5 protein-coding genes are annotated in these 4,209 nt (G+C 49.9%); 1 reads left to right on the top strand and 4 read right to left on the bottom strand.

The window, feature by feature from the left end; translation table 11 throughout:
- Window positions 1-48: 48 nt before the first annotated feature.
- The 3 genes from KDK14_RS06235 to KDK14_RS06245 all read right to left on the bottom strand — a co-directional run bounded on the left by KDK14_RS06235 (window position 49) and on the right by KDK14_RS06245 (window position 2,695).
- The gene (locus KDK14_RS06235) at window positions 49-1,209 is read right to left on the bottom strand and encodes an AAA family ATPase (RefSeq protein WP_257264154.1); all 1,161 of its coding nucleotides are present in this window, start codon (window positions 1,207-1,209) and stop codon (window positions 49-51) included.
- Entirely contained in the window at window positions 1,209-1,400 is a 192-nt protein-coding gene (locus KDK14_RS06240; RefSeq protein WP_257264155.1) for a BREX-1 system adenine-specific DNA-methyltransferase PglX, read from the bottom strand. Before KDK14_RS06240 ends, KDK14_RS06235 begins: the two co-directional genes overlap by 1 nt.
- A gap of 62 nt (window positions 1,401-1,462) precedes the next feature.
- Window positions 1,463-2,695: an NAD(P)/FAD-dependent oxidoreductase gene (locus KDK14_RS06245; protein WP_257264156.1), complete on the bottom strand. Its 1,233-nt coding sequence runs from the start codon at window positions 2,693-2,695 to the stop codon at window positions 1,463-1,465.
- A gap of 125 nt (window positions 2,696-2,820) precedes the next feature.
- On the opposite strand from KDK14_RS06245, the gene KDK14_RS06250 reads away from it, so the two are divergent.
- Window positions 2,821-3,993, top strand: a complete 1,173-nt coding sequence (locus KDK14_RS06250; protein ID WP_257264157.1) for a hypothetical protein — start codon at window positions 2,821-2,823, stop codon at window positions 3,991-3,993.
- 46 nt (window positions 3,994-4,039) lie between these two features.
- On the opposite strand, the gene KDK14_RS06255 is transcribed toward KDK14_RS06250, so the two are convergent.
- Window positions 4,040-4,209 (bottom strand): ATP synthase delta/epsilon chain alpha-helix domain-containing protein (locus KDK14_RS06255; RefSeq protein WP_306671479.1); only part of this gene is annotated, 170 nt, incomplete at its 5' end.

Below are 4,209 nucleotides of genomic sequence, written 5' to 3' on the forward strand. Positions count from 1 at the left end.
TAGTTCCAGAATTAGAGTGAAATGGGAAAGTTATTTTTAGACAATTCCTTACAGTGAGTTGACTTCATCAGCCAGTCGATTCAGGTCAGTATCAATAAAAGCCTCTCCGGGTCCCATTACCGTAAGCTTTTCTTTCAGAGAGGGAATGGAGAAAAACGGGATAGCCCGGGTATACCCTTTCGCCGTTTTGTAGAGATACTGCACGCTTCTGGTTGCAATATCGTCCTCCATAAAATTGAGAATCATCGGACTGTGAGTCGTTACCAGAACCTGCTGTTCCGCCTGAACCAATGTATCAATCAAAAACTCGATAAGCTCTGGATTGATGCCGTTCTCAACCTCATCAAAGGCCATAAAACTGTGATCGGTCATCAGCTGGGCCAGAATCGCCATAATTCGCAACATACCGTCGTTAACATGGCGAGCTTCAGTTGGCAGTTCCTGATGTTCGAAGACCTCGGCAATATTCAGTGCTTTCCAGCCGGATCGTATTGACCGGGTTTTAATCTCCTGAAGCCTTGGATAGGCCTTTTTCAGACGGTCCCGCAGTGCATTTTTATGTTCCTGAGACATCTCATGGATATAGGCAGACATTCTTTGCCCACCCAGCCCCATTTTCCCCTCACTGTTTCTGGCTTTTTGCCGCAAAAACTGGGGAGCTAGCAATTCCAGAGAACGAAATTGCCGGAAGAACAATTTGAACGCTTTCAGCTCATCAGACAGCCCCTTGTCGAGCAACTGGGAAAGAATTGAGCCCTGGTAGGAGAAACGGATGGACTGATGGCTATTACCCGGGGTGTAAGCGCCATCAGCCACCGTAAGCAACGTATCCGTTGTGAAGTTCACACAATCCAGCACAATCTTTTCCTGGGTACAACGCTGCTGATCCGTGTTAAATGCCGCTTCCCGGGTCATCATGGACCCATCCATCAAGTGCATGCTCACGGTAAACGAGATCAGCTTCTTCCTGCTTTTGCCAAGACGACTGGTCAGCTCAGAAGCTTTCCAGTCACGCTCTTCAAGCCATCCCTTAATATCACCTTTGACCTGTTGGGCCAGAAAATCCATAAACTGCAACACCGTGGACTTACCGGCACCATTGAGCCCTATCAGGCAGTTGAAGCCATTCAGGGATAGGTCAAATCCCACCAGGGACTTGAAGTTCTCAACCCGGATATGGTCGATCCACATCGGATGTGTGTTGCCCATTATCCTTTCACTCCCGTCACGTCCTTCACAATAACCAACAGTTTACCAAGCTTGCCATAGTTAACCTTTACCTCATCATCCAGATCCAGGGCAATGCGTTGGTCGGTGAAGTGCTGCAACTGTTCGTCAAACTTACGCAATTCCAGCGGCTGGTTCTGACGCATACAGAACAATGGAAGTTTAGTGTGCACGATTCACTGTCTATGTGCATGATATATTGTTTATGTGCACGATTTATTAGGATTATACAAATTCACACATACAGTCCGGCACAATACCCCGAAGCCCAGGCCCACTGGAAGTTAAACCCGCCAAGGTGACCGGTCACGTCCAGTACTTCACCAATAAAATAAAGTCCTGACTGGTTCTGGCTCTCGAAGGTTTTCGATGAGATATTGTCGGTAGCGACCCCGCCCAGAGTGACTTCGGCTTTTTTATAACCTTCGGTGCCCGCTGGCATAAATCCCCAGGATTCCAGGCTTTCGGCCAGCCGTTGCAGCTCAGTTACATTAAACTGGTTGACGGGTTTGCGACCACTGTCTGTCAATTTTTGCAGCTCTCCATAGGTGCACAGTGCTGTTGCCAGACGTTTGGTTAATTGATCTGAAAGTAGCGAGCGAATTTCAGTCCTGGGTTTTGATTCCCTGAGTTCATTCAACCAATCTTCTATGGAAATACCCGGTAGCCAGTTGATGGAGACTTTATGGCCCGGCCGCCAGTAGGAAGAAATCTGCAATATCGCTGGCCCACTTAACCCTCTATGAGTAAAAAGCACATGTTCCCGAAAGCTTTGACCATTGCAGCTTGCGATGACATCCGCACTCACACCGGATAACTCAATAAAGTGGGCCAGCCACTGTTTATCCATGGTAAACGGCACCAGGGCCGGCATCCTTTCAATTAACTGATGACCAAACTGCTCAGCCAGTTCGTAGCCAAGGCCGGAAGTACCCATGGTGGGGAATGACAGTCCACCGGTTGCTACGACTAACGACGTACATCGAACGTCGCCCAGTGTGGTATCCAGCAAAAATCCGTCTGTGTCGTCCAATGGCTTAACGTGGTGTAATGCTGTCTTCAGGCGAATGGTGACACCGGACTTTCTGCACTCCGCCACCAGCATCTCGACGATATCGCTGGACTGCTGATTGCAGAACAGCTGCCCCAGGGTTTTCTCATGCCAGGGAATCTGGTGCTTGTCCACCAGCGCCTGAAAGTCCCACTGGGTGTAGCGGGCCAGTGCCGATTTGCAGAAATGGGGGTTCTTTGACAGGTAGTTCGACGGTTCAGCATACATGTTGGTGTAATTACAGCGCCCACCACCGGAGATCAGAATTTTCTTGCCAATCTTATTGGCATGGTCGATGACCAACACCTTTCGGCCGCGATCACCCGCTGTCAGTGCACACATCAACCCGGAAGCCCCTGCCCCGATAATCACCGCATCGTAATGCATGGATGGCAATAAGGGTTGGTTTAGCGGCATAGGATTGGGTCCACAGGCGGGCGTTCATTGGCGGGCACTATAACGAAACTGACAGGGAGTACTCAAGATCCAGTTCCGCTAAGATGGATAAGCATGTCTAATAACACACATCGGCAGGGCCAACGATGAGCTACTTACGGGAAATTCAGCAATATAGCAGCCAATACCACCAGCTTGCTGAACCGGGCAGTCATCTGGTTTCTCACGCTGCAACACTCGCTGACCACTTTGTTGCTGGTGCGTTAAAGCGCCTGTGGGTTATTGATGAAGCCTCAACCGGCTTTGCCCGGGAGCTGACCAACCGTGCTGGTGGGTTAGCAGGTATCAGGTCTTTACAGTATCCCTTTAGGCTCTCAAAAGAAGATCTGGTGATTGGGGCAGACCATGGGCTTGAACCGGATCGGCAGATCAGGGCCTATAGCGATATCCTGAATTCCGGGGCCAGCCTGCTACTGATTGCGGCAAAAAACAGTGCCGTTTATCAATCGGTCAATCCTCCGCTATTTCTGGATAACACGTTGCAGGAAACGCCAGCTTATCTATCCAATCAGCGTTTCTGCCCGATGGATACAACGCTTAATATCACGATTGCCTGGTGCTTTATCGCTGAGTGGATGAATGCCTGTGTTTCCCGTGGACGTATACCGGTCATCAATGCCAGTGCTTTTCAACAGGGCGGTGCCGAGCGGGTTGCCCTCTATCAAAGTCATGGTCTGTTTCACAATAAGGGAACCTTTGATGTGACGCCCTTACCCGCTGGTATGTATTGCCAACTCTACCTGAACCAGTTGGATAATACGCTGCAGCGTATTATTCATACCCAGAACCCTCTGATAGCAAAGGCCTGTTCCACTTATCAGCAAGCACTTAACCAGAAAGGTATCCTGTTCTTCAAGGCTGATTCGCACCTGATCTGTCACCAGTTCAAGCTTTCTGGAAACCCCCGCTTTTTTCACGCCCTGGAGGAAAATCTGACCTCTGAGAATGCTGGAAAGTTATTGGTTCACCCTAATGTTTATACTCATCTGGGCTACTTTACCTATCCCGACATTCCCCTGTATTTTGTTAACCGGCAAGGGGCTACAAGCGTCTGGCTACAAGGCGGAATGGAAAACAATCCGATCGCCTTAAAAGACAACCGGGTGGTTATCGACCAGGGATGGGTGTCGGGGGATGCGGTACTTAATCTGCCCGGTTATGACATTCGGGCCATTCCTGAATCGGGGATCATCCAGAACTGCCTGTTCTGGGAGTTGAACTATCAGCTTCTGAAGTTAACGGGTCCTGTGAAGCCATAAAAAAACCCTGCAAAAGCAGGGCTCTCTGGCAGGAGAAAAACCGGGCTTATTTGCCCAGTTTCTTGCGAATCGCCTGGAGGGTTCTGAGCTGGGCAGCCGCTTCGGCCAGTTGGGTTGCCGCTCTGGAGTAGTCGAATTCGCCACTCTGGTTTTCCAGGGCTTTTTCTGCCTGACGCTTGGCTTCTTCGGCCGCCGCTTCATTCATGTCGTCTGCTC

It is taken from the genome of Endozoicomonas sp. ONNA2 (assembly GCF_024606365.1).
In the GTDB taxonomy this organism is placed as follows: domain Bacteria; phylum Pseudomonadota; class Gammaproteobacteria; order Pseudomonadales; family Endozoicomonadaceae; genus Endozoicomonas.